Below are 18,697 nucleotides of genomic sequence, written 5' to 3'. Positions count from 1 at the left end.
ACGGCAACCTTAGCGGACACAAAAGAAGCTGCCGCAAAAAAATGCCGCCCGGCTTTGCGCCGGACGGCCAATCTGGTGTCGCTGCGATAGCGACGACATGAAACAACCGGGTCAGCTGATCAATAGCCCCAATGCCGCCGCGGCGCACAGGGTCAAGGACGCCGCCTGCAACAGTCGCCGAGGCAACTTCGGCGCCAGCACCGCCCCCAGGGCGTGGCCCGCCACCACCATGGGCATGAAACTGAGGCTCACGCCCAACAGCCACAGAGGCACCCTGCCCACGGCCGCCAGGCTCGCCAGGGTCATCAACGACGAGATAAGAAAGAACGCCGCCAGGTTGCCCCGCAGGCGGTCCATCGGCATGCCGTGCATCAGCAGCACGATGGGCGGTCCGCCGATCGCCGCCACGGCACCGAACACTCCCGACAGAAAACCAGCACCAAACAGTGACGAGCGGTTGACCGGCAGGCGCAGCTTGAACAGCGTCACCACCACCGCAAACAGCACGATGCTGGCGATCATCACCTCCAGCGTCGCCATGGGTGCCACCAGCAACAGCCAGACCCCGAGCAGGGTTCCCGGCACCTTGCCCACCAGGGCCATGGAGATATCGGTCATGGCGACTTCCCGGCGATAGCGGCGTACCACCAGACAGGACACCAGAAAGCCGTAGACCACCAGCACCACCGGCACCAGGGACGGCGCCTTCAACAGGATCAGTGGCGCCCCCACCACCGCCATGCCGAAGCCGGTGGTACGCTGGACGAAGGTCCCCAACGCCAGTACTGCCCCCACCCACAGCCACGAGCCGAGGGTCAGCTCGCTGAGCACCCACCACTCCCTTGCGTAGTCCTGCACTGCGGCCAGCAACGACGCCATCATGACGCCGCCTCCTCGACCCGAGGCGGACGTCCGGCGAGCACGCGCAGGCCGACGTTGCCGATCAACGCCACCGTGACCATGGCGATCACCATGGGCCAGGCAGAGTCGATTTCAAAGGCGGTGACCAGGGCACCGGACAGTGCTGCACTGCTGAACTGGATACTGCCGAGCAGCGCCGTGGCGGTAGCGCTCATATGACTGAACCGCTCCAGCAGCGATGAAATGGCGTTGGGCGAGATCAGCCCCACCACGCCCAGAAACGCCATCACCAGAGGCACCACCGTGAACAGCGAGTCCGTCCCCGTGGCCACTACCACCAGCAGGCCGCCGGCGGCGACCAGCTGAATGGCGAGACCAAGGCGCAGGTTCTGCTGGGGTGTACGCCGACGCAGCAGGCGAATATTGACCCGGTTGGACAGCGCCATCACCACCACATTGGCACCAAAGACGAAGGGATAGGCTGCCGGCGACAGCCCGTAGTGCTGCATGTAGAGAAACGGCGACGAGGTGACGAAGGCAAAGATGCCGGCGAAGGAAGCCGCCACCGCCAGGATGTAGCCCATGGCCTGACGGTCGGTCAGCACACTTGCGTAGTTGCGCAGCACCTGACGAGGCGAGGCCACCGGTGCCCCTGCAGGCCGGGTCTCCGGCAGAAAGGCCCCGAGCAGCCACATCAGGAAGGCGGCATAGACCGCCAGGAAGACGAAGATCAGCCACCAGTCGGCCAGGTACAGCAGCAGGCTGCCGACCATCGGCGCCACCAGCGGCGCCAGCATCAGGATCATCGCCATGGTCGACATGACCTTGGCCGCCTCGCGACCACTGAAACAGTCGCGCACGATGGCTGCGGAATTGACCACGCAGGCGCCGCCGCCGAGCGCCTGGACAAAGCGCCAGACCAGAAGCTCCGTCAACGAATCGACGCTGACGATCACCAGACTGGCGATCAAGAACAGGATCTGTCCGGCCAGCAGCACCGGCTTGCGTCCGATGCGGTCGGAAAGCGGCCCGCAAGTGAGCTGGCCCACGGCAAAGCCGACCATGAACACGCTGAGTGAAAGCTCGGTGTGATGAACACTGGCCCCCACCGACTCGGCCAGCGCCGGCATGGCCGGCAGATAGGCGTCGATGGCGAAGGGGGCAAGGGCGGTATTGGCGGCCACCAGCAGGGCGACACGCCGGGCATTCAGGGACACAGGCGCTCCATGAAGAACAAGGTTTGAAAAATTGTCATCGGGTTGATCGTGACGCCGCTGCGGCTGTTGTCCACATCGACGCCTTGGTACAGTAGGTCCAGCTCACCACCGCCTAACTACGGAGATTGCCACATGGCAGACGATCTGCTGACCCAACTGAAGGCGATGACCACGGTGGTCGCCGACACCGGCGACCTGGACGCCATTCGTCGCTTCCAGCCCACCGACGCCACCACCAACCCGTCGCTGATCCTGCAGGCCGCCAGCCACGCCGATCGTCGCGCCCGCCTGGCCGCCATTGCCAAGGAGGCCAACGACATCGATGACGCCCTCGATGCCGTGGCGGTGGACATCGGCAGCGAGATCAGCGAGCTGGTGCCTGGCTATGTGTCGACCGAGGTCAGCGCACGGCTATCGTTCGATACCGAAGGTACCCTGGCCCGCGCCCATTCACTGATCGAGCGCTATGCCCGCAAAGGCGTCGGCGCCGAGCGCATCCTGATCAAGGTGGCGTCCACCTGGGAAGGCATTCGTGCCGCCAAGACGCTGGAGCGAGAAGGCATCCGCACCAATCTGACGCTGCTGTTCAGCTTCGCCCAGGCCCAGGCCTGCGCCGATGCCGGGGTCACGCTGATCTCGCCCTTCGTCGGCCGCATCCTCGACTGGCACAAGGCCCAGCAGCCGGAGGCCGACTTCAGCGGCGACAACGATCCCGGCGTGCAATCGGTCAAGCGCATCTACGACCACTACAAGGGCCACGGCTACTCGACCATCGTGATGGGCGCGAGCTTCCGCAACACCGACGAGGTCAAGGCGCTGGCCGGCTGCGACCGTCTGACCATCTCGCCGGCACTGCTCGAGGAATTGCACGGTCAGCAAGGCGCTCTCGAACGCCGCCTCGTGCGCAGCGACGCCGAGACCAGCGCACCGGAGCCCCAGACCGAAGACGACTTCCGCTGGGCCATGAACGAAGACGCCATGGCCACCGAAAAACTGGCCGAAGGCATCCGCAAGTTCATGGCCGATCAGCGCAAGCTGGAAACCCTGCTGACCGAACTGCGCCAGGGATGATAACGAGCGCACCACCGGCAAGCCTTGCTGGGCCTGGCTGCAGATGATCAAGAGGGCGATCCATGGATCGCCCTCTTGCATTATGCGGTTGCCAGCTTGCTGCGATCTGACACCGCTTTCCGCTTTCGGAGTTCGCCATTTTCTACGCCTTCGGCGCCTTCTGCTGAACACGCCTTCGGCGCGTCGACGTCAGGCCCGGCAAGGGCAGGATCAGGCCTTGTGCGAAGCGTCGTTCTGGGCCTCGAGCATCTCGACCAGCGACTGGAACTGTTCGTGGTTATGCTCGTTCATGCGCATCAGGATACGATGCGCTTCGAGGATGCGCTCCCGCAGCCCCTCTTCATCGGCGGGCACTTCGGGGAGCTCCTCGAAGTCGTCGACCTCGGCGATGGGACGCTCCAGCAAGGTAAAGAAAGCGCCAAAGCCCATCACCTCGAGCATCCGCTTGACGTCGGGATTGTCGGCCACGATGGTCGGCGCCTGCTCGAGCTTGCCGCGCAGCGCTATGGCCACCTTGGCCAGGAAGCCAAGCGCCGTGGAATCGACGTTGCTGGCCTCGCGCAGGTCGATCATCACCGCCTTGAGTCCCGGCGTGTCGGCCAGTTGCTGGGCCTGGAGATCCAGGGTGGCACACAGGGTCAGGCGCACGTCGCCACATAGCTTCAGGACGAACACACCGGCCTCGAATGCCGCCTTCAGTCGACCTTCATGCACTTTCATCGCCAAACCCGCTCACCAACATGATCGTCAAGTCGTCGGGCAGCTCTTCGCGCCCCGAGGTGGGGTCCTCCAGCGCTTCTTCATCGCTGGAGAGAGCCCCCAGGGCCAGCCCCCGACGCATCGTATCCAGGGAATCGCTGTCTTCGACCCGCTGCCTGAGATCGTCAAGGCGCGCCTCGAGACTGTCCCCCGGCAAGCACTCCAGCACTCCATCGGAGCAGAGCCAGAGCGAAAAGTCATCGGGCAAGTCACATCCCAGTGCCGGATAACTGACCTCCGGAAACAACCCGACCGGCATGCCCTCTCCCGCCAGCGTGGTGACGCCCTCGTCGGACTTCAACAGTGGCATCGGCAGCTGCGCGCCGAGAGAATAGTGCAGATAGCGCTTCTGCTGGTCGATCACGCCGACGAACAGGGTGGCGTGCTTGCCGATCCCCGTGTCCAGCAGCTCCCGATTCAACTGGGACAGCCAGCGCGGCGGCAATGCCTCGGGTGCCTCACCGTCCCACTCGCCTTGCCAGCGATTGAACAGATACTTGAGCAGCACCGTCACGAAGGCGGACGAGGCTCCGTGGCCCGACACATCAGCGAAATAGAATAATGTATAGCGCTCATTGTACGCCTGGATATCGAGAAAGTCGCCTGACAGATACAACGAGGGCGCAAGCCAGTAGTCACAGCCGATTGCCCCCAGCTGCTGCGGCCTCGGCGGCAGCATGCGACGCTGGATCTGGCCGCCGGCCTGCTGGTCGAGCCGGAGCATCGCCAGGTGGGTCTCCAGGCTCTCGTTGAGCTCTTCCAGTCGCGCTCGATCCTCTTCACGCTCCCGGGCCAGACGATTGACGTCCACCACACGCCGGATCATCCGCCTGAGCAGATGGGCATGGCGCAAGGGGTCGATCACGTAGTCGACAAGGCCCGCGTCAACGGCCTTGAGCAGATCGTCGTCTCGCCGGTCCTCGCTGACCACCAGGGTGGGCCAGCGCTCGGCCAGCACCATCCACTCGCGACTCGGTACCGCCAGCGAATGTGCCACCACAAGCGCCGTGGAGCCGGGAAGCTCATCGGCGCTGGCGGCGGCAAAGACCGCAAGTCCGTCGCGAGCAATCGCGTCCACCAGGGCGTCGCGGTGCTCGCCCGGGTGGTCGATTACCCCGATCAGAGGTTTGGCTGCTTGCATGCAGATGCCACCTTACTCGGCGAAGGCATCTTCGTCGTAGTCAAAGCCATCGTCGATAAAGCTGTCGTCACCAAGCTCACCATCGGTGACCTCGAAACGACGACGCTGTAGCCAGGCGTCACGAATGAAGCTGTAGCGATCACCGCGAATCAGATCCTCCTGATCGAGAAGGCTGGCACGCGCGTCGAGCAGCTCGAGACCACGCAGCGAGTAGCGCACGGTGTCGTCCTCGACGTAGGTCAGCGGGTAGGTGTACCAGTCGACCGGCAAGGCGCTGGTGTCACGCACTGTGCTGGGGCCGAGGAACGGCAGCACCACGAAGGGCCCCTCGCCCACGCCCCAGGCAGCCAGGGTCTGGCCGAAGTCTTCCTCGTCGGCGATAAAGCCGGCATGGGTCGCCGGATCCAGAAGACCACCCAGACCGAAGGTGGTGTTCATCAAAAAGCGCATGCTCGAGTTGCCCGCATTGGCACCCTTGCCCTGCAGCAGGCTGTTGAACACCGTGCGCACTTCGCCGAGGTTGTCGAAGAAGTTGCTGACACCGCGCTCGAGCGGGTCCGGGGTCACGTAGCGATACCCCTGGGCGGCAGGCTTGAGTGCATAGCGATCCAGCACATCGTTGAAGGCGAAGACCCTGCGATTGAAGCCCTCCCAGGGGTCCGCTGGATTGGGCTCGCTGGATACGCCGCTGCTGGCGCAGCCACTTGCCGCCAGGGCGACGGCCATGACCAGGACACCCCTCTGCATGCCCTTGCCCAGGGCACCGCTGTAGTTCGCGTTCATCGTTCGACTGCCTCCCTTGCCTGTCCTTGTCACGATCGTCAATCTATCGGCGCTGTTGTCCGGGGTTGGACTCCGGGTAGCGTCAGCGACGACGCCTCTGCGTACGGCAGTCGTCTGGTTCCGCCGACGAGTCAGCTGTCGGTTCCCCGGAGGGTCGGCCTCAGTCCCTGCGAATCACCACGCAGCCCGCACTGTAGCCCGCGCCGAAGGAACACACCACCCCGGTAGCGCCCGGTTCCAGGTCTTGATGATGCAGATGGAACGCGATGATCGAACCGGCAGAACTTGTATTAGCGTAACGGTCAAGAATAATCGGCGCTTGATCCGGAGCAGGCTCCTGGCCCAGCACCCGTCGTGCGATAAGATCGTTCATGTGTCGATTGGCCTGATGCAGCCATAGCCGCGACAGCGTACCAGGCGCGATATCCAGGCTCTCCAGGTGGTCACGGATCAACTGTGCCACCATCGGGCAGACTTCCTTGAAGACCCTGCGGCCTTCCTGCACGAACAGCTTGTCGGCTGCCTGGGGGTCGGCGTCGGTGACGCGGTTGAGAAAGCCCGCATTGTTGCGAATGGCGTTGGAAAACTGCGTCACCAATCGGGTCCCGAGCACCTCGAACCGTGTCTCGGCTGTCGCCACCTGGTCGCTTTCCAGCACCAGGGCGGTACAGGCGTCGCCAAAGATGAAGTGGCTGTCACGGTCGCGGAAGTTCAGGTGTGCCGAACACACCTCGGGGTTGACCACCAGGGCGCGGCGCACGCCGCCGGAGCGGATGGCATTGGCGGCGTTGTCGATGGCGAAGGTGGCCGAGGAACAGGCCACGTTCATGTCGAAGGCGTAGCCCCCGGTGCCCAGCGCACGCTGCAACTCCACCGCCACCGCCGGATAGGGGCGCTCCAGATTCGAGCAGGCCACGATCACCAGGTCGATGTCGGCGGCCTCGACCCCGGCTGCGGCCAGCGCCTCGTGCGAGGCGGCCAGCGCCATCTCGCACTGGATGCCGGGGCTGTCGTTGTCGCGCTCGTCGAGCTTCGGGCGCATGCGCTCAGGATCAAGGATACCCTCGGCGTCCAGCACGTAGCGGCTGTGGATACCCGAGGCCTTGACGATGAATTCACTGCTGGAATGCGCCAGGGCGTCACGTTCCCCGGCCTCGATCGCCTCGCGGTGGCGGGCATTCTCGGCATCCACCCAGGCGTTGTACGACGCCACCAGGGCGTCGTTGTCGATGGCGTTGGCCGGGGTATAAAGGCCGCTGCCGGTAATAAGCACCTTCGCTGGGGTCATGCCCTTCTCCTTCATGCGGCACCTCGGTGCCGCCGGTCGATCGCGACCGCCCGGGGCGGCCACTCACTTTCGTCATCTTTGGCGCGGGGGCCTTACCCCCGCCCGGTCAATTCCGCCCAGCGTTTCTCCAGGCGCTTCTCCGATACCGGCATGGCGGTACCCAGCTGCTGCGCAAACAGCGATACCCGCAACTCCTCGATCCACCAGCGAAACTCCACCAGCGATGGATCTTCGACGCCGCCTCGGTGCTCGGCCTGTCGACGCGTCTCGAGGCGCGTCTCGAAGTCCTGCACCGTCTGCATCAGCATCTGGTCGCGCATGCGCTCGCGCGGGGCCTTCTCCAGGCGCACCTGGGCGGCCTCCATGTAGCGCGGATAAGCCTCGAGCCAGGCACCGGCGTCGGTCACGAACCCCGGGTACACCAGCCGCTGCATCTGTGCCTTGAGGTCACTGTATACCAGCGCCAGCGACAGGCTCAGGTTACCCTTCAACGCCTTTGTCACCGCCAGGTGGCCTTCCAGTGCCGGCTTGAGCACCGCCACCAGCTTGTCGGCATGGGGAACGATATCCTGGCGAACCGCCTGAATGCGTTGTTCCAGGGCCTCGGCACTTCGCGGCAGCGGGTCCACCGCCACGACCTGCCGGAAGACGGCCGTCACCACATCTTCGGTCAGTGCACGCTTGCTGCCTACCTTGGCGAACAATAGAGCACAGGTCGACAGTCCCTGGGTACGCTCGATGGCCTTCACTTGATCTGGCAGGCGTTCCATCGCCGCCTTGACCACCCCGCGGCGATGCGCTTCATGGGCCTTGGCCGGATGATCAAACAGCTCGAGAGTGAGCCCGCTCGACGAAGGCACCAGCGCCGGGAATGCCTCGACGCGAATCCCGGCCTGGGAGGTCACCCGCGACTCCGGCAATGCCTGCTCGGGGAAGCCCGACAGCTCGGACTGGCTCTCCACGCTCTTGGCCAGCGCCCGGGCACCCTGACTGGCGGCAGCCTCGAAACGCCGCTCCAGCGCCCGCAGGTCACGGCCCTGGCCCAGCACCTTGCCGCTGTGGTCGACCACCTTGAGGTTCATCACCAGATGGGGCTCGAGCTGATCGAGGCGCCAGTCGTCCGGCGACAGGCGCAACCCGGTCTTGACCCGCAGAAATTCACCGAGCGCCTCGGTCAGGCTACCGTCCCCGGGCACCAGTGCCTCCAGCGCTGCGTCGACCCAGTCGGGGATCGGCACCACCTGTCGGCGTATCGACTTGGGCAGCGACTTCAACAGGGCGATGCACTTGTCCCGGAGCAATCCCGGCACCAGCCACTCGAGACGAGACGACGACAGCTGAGACAGCATCGCCGCCGGCACCGTCATGGTCACACCGTCATCCTCGGCCCCCGGCGCGAAGTGATAGGCCAGCGGATAGCGCACACCGTCGATCGACAGCTCGTCAGGATAGGCGTCACCGGTGACGTCATCCGCCTCCCGTGCCAGCAGCGCCTGACGGTCGAACTTGAGAAGCTCAGGGTCACTGCGCTCGGCCTTGCGTCGCCAGGCTTCGAAGCCCTTGCCGTTGACGATATCCTCAGGCAGGCGAGCGTCGTAGAAGTCGAACAGCTGCTCCTCGTCCACCAGAATGTCGCGCCGCCGTGCGCGATCCTCGAGGTCCTCGACCTCGTCGATCAGCGCCCGGTTGTGGGCGAAGAACTCGCCCTTGGTGCGAAACTCGCCTTCCACCAGCGCCCGGCGGATGAACAGCTCACGGCTTTCGACCGGGGCGATGGGGCCATAGTGGACCTTGCGCCGGGCCACGATCGGCAGCCCGAACAGGGTGACCTGCTCGAAGGCCACCACCTGGGCCCGCTTCATCTCCCAATGGGGCTCGCTGTAGCTGCGCTTGACCAGATGGCCCGCCAGAGGCTCGATCCACTGTGGCTCTACCTTGGCCACGCTGCGCGCGAACAGCTTCGAGGTCTCGACCAGCTCCATCGCCATGACCCACTTCGGCGACTTCTTCGAAAGCCCCGATGCCGGATGAATCATGAACTTGCGATTGCGTGCCCCTAGGTACTCGCGGTTCTCGGTCAGGGTGCCCAGGTGGCTCAACAGGCCGGTCAACAGCGCCTTGTGCATGGCCACCGTCTGCTGACGCTTTCGCTCCTTGGCCTGACCGTCGTCATCTTCACCTTCGGCGGCGATGGCGGGCCTGGCCGACGGCACCTGGATATCCATGTCCTTGAGCAGCTGACGCAACTGGCGGAAGGTATCGTGCCACTCGCGCAGGCGCAGGTAATTCAAGAAATTATCGCGACACCAGCGACGCAGCCGGTTGCCCGAGAGTTCCTCTCGGGCGGCTTCGAAGCCGTGCCACAGATTGAGCAGCGCCACGAAGTCGGAATCCGGATCCTGCCAGCGGCGGTGGGCCTGATCGGCGGCTTCGCGCTTGTCGGAGGGTCGATCACGCGGGTCCTGCACCGCCAGCGCCGAGACCACGATCAGCACCTCGCGCAGGCTCTGCTGCTCTACCCCGGCCAGCACCATGCGGGCCAGGCGCGGATCGATGGGTAGCCGCGCCAGCCGTCGCCCCAATGTCGTCAGGCGGCTGTTGTCGTCGACCGCACCCAGCTCATAGAGCAACTTGAAGCCATCGGTGACGAAGCGCGAGTCAGGTGGATCGACGAAAGGGAAGTCCTGGATGTCGCCCAGTTTCAGCGACAGCATCGACAGGATCACCGAGGCCAGGTTGGTGCGCCGGATCTCCGGATCGGTAAACTCAGGGCGCGCCAGGAAGTCGTCTTCGTCGTACAGACGGATGCACACGCCTTCCGCCACCCGGCCGCAGCGGCCCTTGCGCTGATTGGCGCTGGCCTGGCTGACCGCCTCCACCGGCAGGCGCTGAATCTTGGCGCGATAGCTGTAGCGACTGATGCGCACCAGCCCCGGGTCGATCACGTAGCGGATACCCGGCACCGTCAGCGAGGTCTCGGCCACGTTGGTGGCGAGCACGATGCGCCGCCCACTGTGGGGAGCAAACACGCGGTTCTGCTCGGCGTTAGAAAGCCTGGCGTAGAGCGGCAGTATCTCGGTGCTCTTGAGATCGGCGCGCCGGAGCACGTCGGCGGTCTCGCGGATCTCACGCTCACCGGGCAGAAACACCAGAATATCGCGGGGACCATGGAACCAGCGCTTTTCGCGCTCGATGGTCTCGATTTCCTCCACCGCGTGAAGGATACCCTCGCTGAGGGTGCGGTCTTCCTCGTCATCTTCGTCGCGGATCAGCGGACGATAACGCACCTCCACCGGGTAGGTACGACCCGAGACCTCCACCACCGGAGCAGGGCGCACGACACCGTCCTGGTCTCGGCTGGCAAAGTGCTGACTGAAGCGTTCCACATCGATGGTGGCGGAGGTGATGATGACCTTGAGGTCGGGGCGGCGATCGAGCAGGCGCTTGAGGTAACCGAGCAGGAAATCGATATTGAGGCTGCGTTCATGGGCCTCGTCGATGATCAGGGTGTCATAGCGGCGCAGGTCCGGATCCTGGCGGGTCTCCGCCAGCAGGATGCCGTCGGTCATCAGCTTGACCAGGGTGTCGTCGTTGGTCTGGTCGGTGAAGCGGACCTGATAACCCACCTGCTCGCCCAGCGGCACCTGCAGTTCTTCTGCCAGGCGGGTCGCCACCGAGCGCGCCGCCAGGCGCCGCGGCTGGGTGTGGCCGATCAGCCCGCGACGGCCAAGCCCCAGCTCCAGACACAGCTTGGGCAGCTGGGTGGTCTTGCCGGAGCCGGTTTCGCCGGCCACCACCACCACCTGATGGGACTCCAGTGCCTTGAGGATATCGGCACGCCGTGCCGCCACCGGGAGCTGCTCGGGATAGTCGAGCGCGACCGGGCGCGCCTGGCGCGAGGCCAGGGTCTGACGGGAGCGCTGCCAGTGGTGCTCGACCTCCTTGAGTCCCCGGTCGATGGGCTTGCCGTCGCGTCGACGACGCTCGAGACCGGCCAGACGCTTGGCCAGCGTCGGGCGATCGCGAAGCATCACCTGTTCCAGTCCTTCGGTCAGAGACTTCAGGCGAGAGGCGTCGTCGGCGTTTTGCTGGGCGGTGGGCGTAGAACTACTCACGTTGGGGTCGAAGGCTCCGGGTGGATCATGGGCGCCGCGTCGCACGGACGCGGGGCGGGAAGGCTCCCGCAACGCAAAGGGCGCTATTGTAACGCCGCAGCCAAGGCAAGGGCCAATCGCCGGCCCCTGCCCTTCCCCGGACCTTGTCGGCGGGCGTCAGCCGTCGGTGCCGGTCCCGGTTTCGGTGCTGCCTTCGTCACGCAACTGGCGCCGGAGCACCTTGCCGACGTTGGTCTTGGGCAGTTCGTCACGAAACTCCACCAGCTTGGGCACCTTGTAGCCGGCCAATTCCTGCTTGCACCAGGCGCGCAGCTCGTCACTGGTCAAGGAGCTGTCCTTGGCCACCACGAACAGCTTGATGACTTCTCCGCTGGTATCGTCGGGCACCCCGACGGCGCAGGACTCGACCACCTTGGGGTGGGCCGCGACCACGTCCTCGATCTCGTTGGGATAGACGTTGAAGCCGGACACCAGAATCATGTCCTTCTTGCGATCGACGATACGCACGTAGCCATCGTCCTGGATGACCGCGATGTCACCGGTGTGGAAGAAGCCATCGGCATCGATGACCTTGGCCGTCTCGTCATCGCGGTTCCAGTATCCCTTCATCACCTGGGGGCCGCGCACGCACAGCTCGCCCGGCTCGCCCGGCTCGGGGTCGCCACCGTCAGGGTTGCACAGCTTGAGCTCGGTGCCGGCGACGGGGCGGCCGATGGTGCCGAGCTGGATCGCCTCCACCGGGTTGAAGCTGACGATCGGCGAGGTCTCGGTCAGGCCGTAACCCTCGGCGATGGGGCAGCCCGTCACCTCTTCCCAACGCTTGGCCGCGGCCTTGGTCAGCGCCATGCCACCGGAGATGGTCAGGTGCAGGTGGGAGAAGTCCAGTGCCTTGAAGTCGTCACGATTGCATAGCGCATTGAACAGCGTATTGAGCCCGACGAAGCCGGTGAAACGCGTCTTCGAGAGCTCCTTGATAAAGGTATCGAGGTCCCGCGGATTGGTGATCAGCAGCGAATTGTTGCCGCCTTCCAGCATGAACAGGCAGTTCACCGTAAAGGTATAGATGTGATAGACCGGCAGCGGCGCGACCACCACCTCACTACCCTCGCTCAAGCCACCCCCGATGATCTGCTTGGCCTGAAGCATGTTGGCCACCAGATTGCGGTGGGTCAGCATGGTGCCCTTGGCAAGCCCGGTGGTCCCCCCGGTGTACTGCAGCGCGGCGATATCGTCGAGCTCGCGTTCCACCTCACGGTGCTCGAGGGAGGCGCCTTGCTTGAGCACCTGACGCAACCTGACCGCCTTGGGGATCGAGTAGCGCGGCACCATCTTCTTGACGTACTTGACCACAAAGTTGATCAGCGGTCGTTTGGGGAAGTCGTGCAGATCACCGATCTCGGTGATCACCACATGCTCGATGTCGGTCTTGTCCAGCACCCGCTCGAGCTTGTCTGCCATGTTGGCCAGGATCAGGATCGCCTTGGCGCCGGAATCCTTGAACTGGTGGGTCATCTCGCGCTCGGTGTACAGCGGATTGGTGTTGACCACCACCATGCCGGCGCGAATGGCGCCGAACACCGCTACCGGGAACTGCAGCAGGTTCGGCAACTGGATCGCCACCCGATCACCGGGCTCAAGGTTGGTCTCGTGCTGCAGCCAGGCGGCGAAATCACCGGACAGCCGGTCAAGCTCGGCGTAGGTCAGGGACTTGCCCATGCACGAGAAGGCCACCTTTTCGTCGTAGCGCTTGACGGAGCGGTGGAAGATATCCATCACCGAATGATAGTCATCGAGCCCTTCCAGGGCCTCCCCCCGAACGATCGATGCAGCGGCGTTCTCACTCATGGGCGTTCTCCATTCGGGGGACCAGGTCCCCTCTTATTATCAAATTGTGGTGTCGACACTGGCTACCATAGCCCAGTCCCGCAGCGACTGTAATACGCTTGATTCAAACTTTCGTTTAAAACCCGCTATTCATCGCTTAGATAACGGGCCACGATCTCGCCTTCCCGCCACACCAGCAGCTCACCCGGCTGCATGCGCACCCACTCTTCGTTGTCGGTGAGCGGTTCGGTGGCCAGCACCGAGACCACATCGTCGGGGGTGGTGTGCTCGACAAAGTTGACCACCATCTCGGCGTCCGACAGGTTGGCCTCGCCAAAGGGCGCGCGGCGGGTGATATGGGCGAGCTTGGTGGAACAATAGGTGTACAGGTACTCGCCGTCGGCCAGCAGCAGGTTGAAGACCCCCAGACCTCTGAGCTTCTCGCACAGCTCGTGCAGCGAAGACCACAGACCGCGACGATCCTCCGGCGGGTCTGGATAGCGCCGCCGGAGCTCACCCAGCAGGTGGCAGAAGGCGTGCTCGCTGTCGGTGGACCCCACCGGTCGATAGCTGGCGAGTTCCAGCGTCTCCCAGCCGGACAACTGGCCGTTGTGGGCATAGCACCAGGGCTGCCCCCACATCTCGCGCACGAACGGATGGGTATTGGCCAGTTTCACTCCGCCCACATTGGCCTGGCGGATGTGGCTGATGACGATATTCGACTTGATCGGGTATTCGCAGATCAGCCGGGCGATTCGCGAGTGCACCGAAGGATGAGGGTCGCGAAATTCGCGATAGCCCCCCTCTTCGTAAAAAGCGATGCCCCAGCCGTCACGGTGGGGGCCGGTGCCGCCGCCACGATGCAGAAAGCCGGTAAAGCTGAAACAGATATCCGTGGGCACATTGGCACTCATGCCCAGAAGCTCACACATGGGGTTCCTCTCTTGTTGACCCGGCCGCAGCCAGGCGAGTGCGCCGGCGACGCCACAACAGCCAGGCGATCACCACCACCGCCAGGATAGCGGCTACCAGCCAGCTGCGCGGATCATGTCGAGCACGCTCGAGGGCGGGCTCAAGACCAGGCCTTCCCTCGCGCCACCACTGCACCAGCCGCTCGGGGCCTTCATTCACCAACGCCACAAACTGGTCGGCCAGCGCCTCGCCAGCCTCCTCCTCGGCCTGTCGCTCACTGGCTTCGGCGAAGCGTTCACCGGACAGGGTGGGGCCTGCCAGCGCCCGATCCAGGGCCACCTCGCCATCGCGATTGATCCACAGCGGCGGCAGGTTCCAGCGGGTCTCGTTGCCGTCGATCGTCGCCACCGCCGAGATCCGCAGCGGACGGCTGACCTCATCCTCCTGGGGCGGAATTTCCAGGCTCCAGCGCCTGGCGTCTGCCGGGGCCACCTCCAGCGACTGGCCCAGCAGATCGGCCTCGAAGCGGGTGTTGTCGTGGCCAAGGCGCGGATGTTCGGCCACCAGCGTCACCCGACGCCCGGATTCGTCCAGTGCCGCGCCGACGGCCGGCAGCACATTGACCGCCTGCACCCGTCGGCGATGGAAGTCCTCGCCCTCGGCGGTGATCACCAGCTCAGCCGCGCCGGTGCCCGACGGCGACGGCAGCCGCCCGCGAAACACGCCATCATCGTTGCCAAGCGCCAGGATCTGCAGGCCGTCCACCGCCTCGCCGGACAGCTCCGCCGTCACCTTGAGCCCCTCGGGCACCGTCACCTCGCCGTCACTTTCGACACGCACCGCCAACGGCACCTCGAAGCCGGAATACAGCGTCGCGGGCAGCGCCTCCGTCACCAGGTGGCGATCGCTGTTGACGGTAATCCGCGAGTCCGCCGCCAGAGGACCCTCGATCCGCCACTCCCCCTGGGCGGGGTCGGGTACGCGGATCAGGTCGAAGCGTGGTTCCCGCTGCCAGCGCACCTCTGCGGGTGCGGTGTCGCGGGTGTAACGGGTGCCGTCCGGCGCCACCAGGGTCACCTCTCCCTGGCCGGGGTCATGGAAGATCAACGCGGAAAAATCGTCGACGCCGGCATCGACGGTGAAACGGCGGTCCTCAAGCGGCACCTGATCCACCGGGAAGATGCGCTCGACGATATCGAGAAAGGCGCCCAACAGGGCGTCCGGTGTCTCGACCACCGCCGCCAGTCCCCCGGTGCGCTGCGCCAGTCGCTCGACCAGGGCAACGTCGGCGCCTGGCGAAAAGGCGATGGCGTGGATGGCCACCCCCTGGTTGGCCAGGTCCGGCACCATCGCCTCGACCAGGCGTTGGCGAGAGGCAAGGTCCACGTCGGGCTTGGCACCCCGGCCCGGCGACAGGTCGATCACCCCGTCGGTCAGCAACACCAGGTGGCGCCAGCCGTCACCCTCGGCTGCTGCCGCGGTGCGCAGCGCCGCCTCGATATCGGTATGCTGCTGATACTGTTCCAGCGCCGGCGGCAGCGCCAAGGCCCGCTCGCGCCACTGGGCGTCGACCTGCCCCAGAGGCAACGGATTGTCGATCGACTCGCCGAAGGTCCAGATGCCGGCGCTGACACCACTCGGCAACAGCGCCACCAGCATGTCCAGCGCACTGCCTGCCAGGCGATTGGGGTCATTGGTCTTCATGCTGCCGGACACGTCCACCACGACGCGAACGTCCGGTGGCTCATCCGAGCCCGCTTGCCCAGTCGCCGACTGGGCAAGCGCCGTCAGCGGCGACAGGCACAACGCCACGATTGTCGCCATCATTACCCCTTTCCCGCAGCGTTGCTGGCCCCGCTTGGCCATGTGTCCTCCTTGGAACTCGCCCGGAATCTCCAGGCCGTGGGCGGTGGACGTCTTTTACATCCCCCTTCGACGTGTTCATCGATGGTCCACCGTTCACGGTGGCCAGAGCGACCTCGCCAGCAGTTTCTAGCCGAACAGTTTCTAGCCGAGCACCGGCTCCTGACGCTCCCGCCCTTCTTCACGCGACGCCCCATGAGCCTCTGCGTCCTGGTCACGCGCCGCTGCAGCGGCCTCGGCCTTGCGCAGACGGCGGCGACGGCCACTCCACCACAGTGCCAGTCCGAACAGCGCACCGATCGCGGCGCCGACGATGACGCGCGTGGCCGCCGGCACCAGCACGCCATTGTTGCCGTCCATGAAGGCGACCGCTGCCACCATGATGGCCGGCGCCTGACCGCTGTAGACCTCGCCTTCCTCGATCAGCGGCAGTTCGAACATCGACGGCATCCACATCACGCCGGCCACTGCCCAGGTCAGCACCAGGCGTGGCAGGCGCGGTAAAAAAGCCAGTCCAAGGTAGCCAGCCAACAGTACGACCAGCGACAATGCGCCATAGATCAACCACAGCGTGGACATGGAATCCGAAATCAACATTGCATGCTCCAACCTGACGTGCGCGCCGCGCACAGATGAAATTTCTCTTGAGTATGGTACATCTCGCACCATGAAAGCACAGCCGCCAAATGCACCGGCCGCAGCAACTTGGGGCCCCGCCCTGGACTTCACGCGTCAGGACGACAACGCCTGGCACTGGCTCGAGAATCGCGACGATCCCGCCGTGAGTGACTTTCTCGAGGCCGCCAACCGCCAGGCCGACGCCTGGTTCGCCCCTCTGGAATCCTTGATCGAGCGACTCTACCAGGGCCACCTGGCGCGGCGAGAGCTGGCCGTCAAGGGGCTGCCCAGTCGCCTGGACCACTTCACCCTGTGGAGCGAGACCGCCGCCGACGCCGACTATCCGGTCTGGTGGCGCCATCCCAACGATGCCCCGCAGTCGCGCGAGGTGTTCTTCGACCTCGAGGCCAGAGCGCAGGAGCACACCTTCCTCGAACTCGGTGACATGGCGCTGTCCCCGGACGAGCAGTGGCTGGCCTGGACCGAGGACACCCAGGGTGACGAGACCTATCGCCTGTTCATCAAGCGTCTGCCCGATGGCGCCGAGCATCGACTGCTGGACGACATCGGCCCTGAGCTGTGCTGGGCCGAGGACGGCCAGACCCTGCTGTTCACCCGCTACGACGCCACCCAGCGACCCGACAGCGCCTGGCGGCTCAGCCTGTCGCTGGATGCGGCCAGCGCAGACGCCAGGGTCGAGACCGACGAGCTGGTCCTGCGCGAGGACGACGCCGAGTTCTGGATCGGCCTGGGCAAGACCCGATCGCGGGCCTGGCTGACCATCGAGTCGGCCTCCAAGGACACCAGCGAGACCCATCTGGTTCCGGCCCACGCGCCAGCGACTCCCCCGCACTGCTTTCAGCCCCGTCGCCCGGGCGTTGAGTACGCCCTCGATCATCGTCCCGGTCACTTCTATGTGTTGCACAACGAAGGGCTGGTGCACTTTCAGCTGGAAGTGGAGAACGAGGACCGCTCCGGTCAGCGGCGAGTACTGGTGCCCCATCGCCAGGAGACCACCCTGGAGGGTGTCGATGCCTACGCCTGGGGCCTGGTGATCGCCGAACGCGACCACCTCGAGGCCCAGGTGCGCCTGCGTCGCCTCGAGTTCGACAGCGACCACAGCGTCACCCTCGACGCCCCCCTGCCCTGCTCGCCCGCACCGCTTAGCCTGGGGCTCGGCGACAGCCCACACTTCGACGACCGGGTACTGCGCCTGCGCGAGGAATCCTTCTGCACCCCGCCAAGCTGGTGGTCGCTGGATCTTGATAGCGGCGAGCGCCGACTGCTCAAGCGGCAGCCTCTGCACGGCGATCTGGCACCGGAAGACCTGCACTGCCAACGGTTGTGGGCCGAGTCCCACGACGGCGAGCGGGTCCCGGTGTCAGTGGTCTGCCGCAAGGACCTGGCGAACCAGCCACTGCCGACGCTGCTGTATGGCTACGGCGCCTACGGCGAGGCGCTGGATCCCTGGTTCTCGGTGTCTCGACTGGAACTGCTCCAGCGTGGAGTGGCCTTCGCGGTGGCCCACGTGCGAGGCGGCGGTGAGCGCGGCGAACCCTGGTACCTGGCCGGCAAGCTCGAGCACAAGCCCAACAGCTTCGAGGACTTCCTGGCCGCACGTGACGCCCTGGTCGACGCGGGTCTATCGAATCCCCAGCGTATCGTCGCCTACGGGGCCAGCGCCGGCGGTCTGCTGGTGGGCGCCAGCCTCAATCGCGCGCCACAGGCATTCTGCGCGGCGGTACTCGACGTGCCCTTTGTGGACGTCCTGCGTACCATGGAAAACCCGGACCTGCCGCTGACCACGGCGGAGTACACCGAATGGGGCAACCCCAGCCACGCCGCCGACGCCCGACGCATCGGCAGCTATTCACCGCTGGACAACCTCGATGCCGAGGCCTGGCCGCCGGTATTCCTGCAGGGTGGCTGGCACGATAGCCGTGTACCCTACTGGGAGCCGGCCAAGCTCTACGCACGCCTGAGCCTGGCGAACGCCGAGCAGGCGGCACTGTCCAACCGGACAACCCTATTGAAGACCGACATGACGTCCGGTCACGGCGGCGCCTCGGGTCGTTTCAAGGCCTGGCGCGAAGGGGCACGCCAGGATGCCTTCGTGCTCTGGGCCCTGGACTTGCTGGATGCAGACCTGGTGAATGCCGACCTGATGGACAACTCTCCGGTCGAATCACCAAGGCCCCATCCCTGCTCCATCGACGAGAACCCGCAGGCCTGACCGCACCTTTGG

13 protein-coding genes are annotated in these 18,697 nt (G+C 65.1%); 2 read left to right on the top strand and 11 right to left on the bottom strand.

Annotation, left to right across the window (positions count from 1 at the left end; all coding sequences use genetic code 11):
• Positions 1-111: 111 nt before the first annotated feature.
• Together KUW00_RS13495 and KUW00_RS13490 are read right to left on the bottom strand one after the other, a co-directional pair.
• The gene (locus tag KUW00_RS13495) at positions 112-882 is read right to left on the bottom strand and encodes a sulfite exporter TauE/SafE family protein (protein ID WP_315901145.1); all 771 of its coding nucleotides are present in this window, start codon (positions 880-882) and stop codon (positions 112-114) included.
• A complete protein-coding gene (locus tag KUW00_RS13490; protein ID WP_045993229.1) occupies positions 879-2,078 on the bottom strand; it encodes a Bcr/CflA family multidrug efflux MFS transporter in 1,200 nt (399 codons plus the stop codon). Before KUW00_RS13490 ends, KUW00_RS13495 begins: the two co-directional genes overlap by 4 nt.
• A 132-nt stretch (positions 2,079-2,210) precedes the next feature.
• Between KUW00_RS13490 and tal the strand changes: the two genes are divergently transcribed.
• Positions 2,211-3,149, top strand: coding sequence for a transaldolase (tal, locus tag KUW00_RS13485; RefSeq protein ID WP_045993228.1), 939 nt, complete (start codon positions 2,211-2,213; stop codon positions 3,147-3,149).
• Positions 3,150-3,359: 210 nt separating this feature from the next.
• Here the strand turns inward: tal and KUW00_RS13480 are convergent, their stop codons facing one another.
• The 9 genes from KUW00_RS13480 to KUW00_RS13440 all read right to left on the bottom strand — a co-directional run bounded on the left by KUW00_RS13480 (position 3,360) and on the right by KUW00_RS13440 (position 16,431).
• Positions 3,360-3,869 (bottom strand): STAS domain-containing protein, encoded by a 510-nt coding sequence (locus KUW00_RS13480; protein WP_222569308.1) that lies wholly within the window; start codon positions 3,867-3,869, stop codon positions 3,360-3,362.
• Entirely contained in the window at positions 3,856-5,049 is a 1,194-nt protein-coding gene (locus KUW00_RS13475; protein ID WP_045993226.1) for a PP2C family protein-serine/threonine phosphatase, read from the bottom strand. Before KUW00_RS13475 ends, KUW00_RS13480 begins: the two co-directional genes overlap by 14 nt.
• Positions 5,050-5,061: 12 nt before the next feature.
• On the bottom strand, positions 5,062-5,832 hold the full coding sequence (locus KUW00_RS13470; RefSeq protein ID WP_045993225.1) for a VacJ family lipoprotein: 771 nt from the start codon (positions 5,830-5,832) through the stop codon (positions 5,062-5,064).
• 160 nt (positions 5,833-5,992) lie between these two features.
• A complete protein-coding gene (locus tag KUW00_RS13465) occupies positions 5,993-7,120 on the bottom strand; it encodes a beta-ketoacyl-ACP synthase III (protein ID WP_045993224.1) in 1,128 nt (375 codons plus the stop codon).
• 92 nt (positions 7,121-7,212) lie between these two features.
• The gene (gene hrpA / locus KUW00_RS13460; RefSeq protein ID WP_409996294.1) at positions 7,213-11,151 is read right to left on the bottom strand and encodes an ATP-dependent RNA helicase HrpA; all 3,939 of its coding nucleotides are present in this window, start codon (positions 11,149-11,151) and stop codon (positions 7,213-7,215) included.
• A 240-nt stretch (positions 11,152-11,391) separates the two neighbouring features.
• A complete protein-coding gene (locus KUW00_RS13455) occupies positions 11,392-13,080 on the bottom strand; it encodes an AMP-binding protein (RefSeq protein ID WP_222569306.1) in 1,689 nt (562 codons plus the stop codon).
• A 125-nt stretch (positions 13,081-13,205) separates the two neighbouring features.
• Positions 13,206-13,991, bottom strand: coding sequence for a class II glutamine amidotransferase (locus KUW00_RS13450; protein ID WP_045993222.1), 786 nt, complete (start codon positions 13,989-13,991; stop codon positions 13,206-13,208).
• A complete protein-coding gene (locus KUW00_RS13445) occupies positions 13,984-15,837 on the bottom strand; it encodes a vWA domain-containing protein (RefSeq protein WP_124804333.1) in 1,854 nt (617 codons plus the stop codon). The genes KUW00_RS13450 and KUW00_RS13445 overlap by 8 nt, the downstream gene beginning before the upstream one ends.
• A gap of 141 nt (positions 15,838-15,978) precedes the next feature.
• Positions 15,979-16,431, bottom strand: a complete 453-nt coding sequence (locus KUW00_RS13440) for a hypothetical protein (RefSeq protein WP_222569305.1) — start codon at positions 16,429-16,431, stop codon at positions 15,979-15,981.
• Positions 16,432-16,501: 70 nt separating this feature from the next.
• Between KUW00_RS13440 and KUW00_RS13435 the strand changes: the two genes are divergently transcribed.
• Complete coding sequence (locus KUW00_RS13435; RefSeq protein ID WP_222569304.1) at positions 16,502-18,685, top strand: S9 family peptidase; 2,184 nt, start codon at positions 16,502-16,504, stop codon at positions 18,683-18,685.
• The last annotated feature ends 12 nt before the right edge of the window (positions 18,686-18,697 follow it).

It is taken from the genome of Halomonas sp. DP5N14-9, assembly GCF_019802175.1.
Lineage (GTDB): Bacteria > Pseudomonadota > Gammaproteobacteria > Pseudomonadales > Halomonadaceae > Halomonas > Halomonas litopenaei.
Note: the sequence above shows the minus strand (reverse complement) of the source record. Positions and strands in the feature narration are given on the sequence as shown.